The organism is Caballeronia sp. INML2, from assembly GCF_023631365.1.
GTDB lineage: Bacteria > Pseudomonadota > Gammaproteobacteria > Burkholderiales > Burkholderiaceae > Caballeronia > Caballeronia turbans.
Genome location: NZ_JALQDH010000175.1, coordinates 1 through 1600 on the forward strand (window position 1 = coordinate 1; position 1600 = coordinate 1600).

Genomic DNA, 1600 nt, shown 5'->3' on the forward strand with positions numbered 1-1600 from the left:
GCTTACGCGGCGGCGCCAAACAAAAACTGGGGAAATTTACTTCGACGAAAATGAGGAGTATCTATCCGACGCTGACACAGGAGCGTCCCAAGACTTCCAATCGAGCCGTCTTCGTCCGCCATATCGCGCCCCGCGACCAACCCGCCGGTCCCGATCTCGTCCGCAAGACGATCCGGCAAGCATTCGCCCGCGCCGGTCTTCCTTACACGCGCTCGCATCTGCTGCGGCACACGATGGCCAACCGCTTGCTGGCCGGTGGCTCCTCGCTGAAGGAAGTAGCCGACGTTCTGCGTCACCGCTCGCTGAACACGACCCTGATCTATGCCAAGCTCGACAGCCGCAAGTTGGTCGAGGTCGCGCTGCCATGGCCGGGGAGTCCAGCATGAGCACGCCGACTTCTGTGCAAGCACGCGTCGAACAGTTTCTGGCCGAGCGTCGCCAACTGGGGTTCTCCACTTGCAACGATGGCTATGTGCTACGCAGCTTCGCCCGCCATGTCCACACCGCCGGCCATCGCGGTGCCTTGACGGTGGAACTCATGGCAGCCTGGGCCCGAAACGACCGCCACGAGAGCAATGACCCGCGGACGTGGGCGCGACGGTTGAAGAAGCTGCGCACGTTCTTGCGGTGGTTGCAGCAGTTCGAGCCGCGCACCGAGGTACCCGACGATTCGATCTTCGGGCGGTTGCCCGAGCGGCAAGCGCCACACATCTTCAGCGAGGAAGAGATCGTCGACCTACTTGCTCGCGCGCGCCGACTCGGGCCTTCGCCGGGGCTACGCGGTGCCGTCTACGAAACGCTGTTTGGACTGATCGCCGCCACCGGGCTGCGGATCGGCGAGGCGCTGTCGCTGCGCAACGGCGACATTGATCTCAAGGACGGAATCCTAACCGTCCGCCGGACCAAGTTCGGCAAGTCGCGCCAGGTTCCCATGCACCCGAGCACCGTGGATGCCTTGCGCCGGTATTGCTGGCAGCGTGACTTGGCCGAGGGGCCGCCGCCGGAGGATGCCCCATTCTTCGTCGGCACCCGCGGTCGTAGACGAGGCCTGGCACTCGGTGAGCGTCACGTAGAGCGCGTCTTCCGCGATCTCCGCCAGCAGTTGGGATGGGGCAACCGCGGGGCGCACTTTGCTCCGCGCATCCATGACCTGCGGCACACCTTCGTCGTGCGCCGCATCGTGCAGTGGCAAGCCCAGGCCGTGGACATCGATCAGGCCATGCTGTCGCTGTCGACCTACGTCGGGCATACGATGGTGACCAACACCTACTGGTACCTCTCAGCGGTGCCCGAGTTGATGGCTCTGGCCGCCGGACGTTTCGAGTCGTTCACAGCCAGGAAGGAGGTGCAAGATGCGTGAGCCCCTTGCTCCGAAGCCGCCTTCGTTCGCAGCGCTGATCCAGCAGTTCTTTACAGAGTACCTGGTCGCGCAGCGGGCGGTCAGTCCGCGTACGGTGGCCTGTTACCGGAGCAATCGTCAAGACTGGTGTACGCGGGTCGGACGCCGTGATCAGGCGGCCAGCGATTGAGGAGCCGGTGTGCTTTCAATCACCGGGGTTCCGTCCTTGAAGGGGATACCCTTCAGAAGCGCCTCGATATT

Annotated in this window: 2 protein-coding genes; both read left to right on the forward strand. The window is 63.9% G+C overall.

The genetic code is table 11. From position 1 onward, the window contains the following. Nucleotides 1-386: tyrosine-type recombinase/integrase (locus tag NCT32_RS36820; RefSeq protein WP_250491546.1), on the forward strand; the 386-nt coding region annotated here is incomplete at its 5' end. Continuing rightward, complete coding sequence (locus NCT32_RS36825; protein WP_061121055.1) at nt 383-1360, forward strand: tyrosine-type recombinase/integrase; 978 nt, start codon at nt 383-385, stop codon at nt 1358-1360. The genes NCT32_RS36820 and NCT32_RS36825, both read left to right, overlap by 4 nt. The last annotated feature ends 240 nt before the right edge of the window (nt 1361-1600 follow it).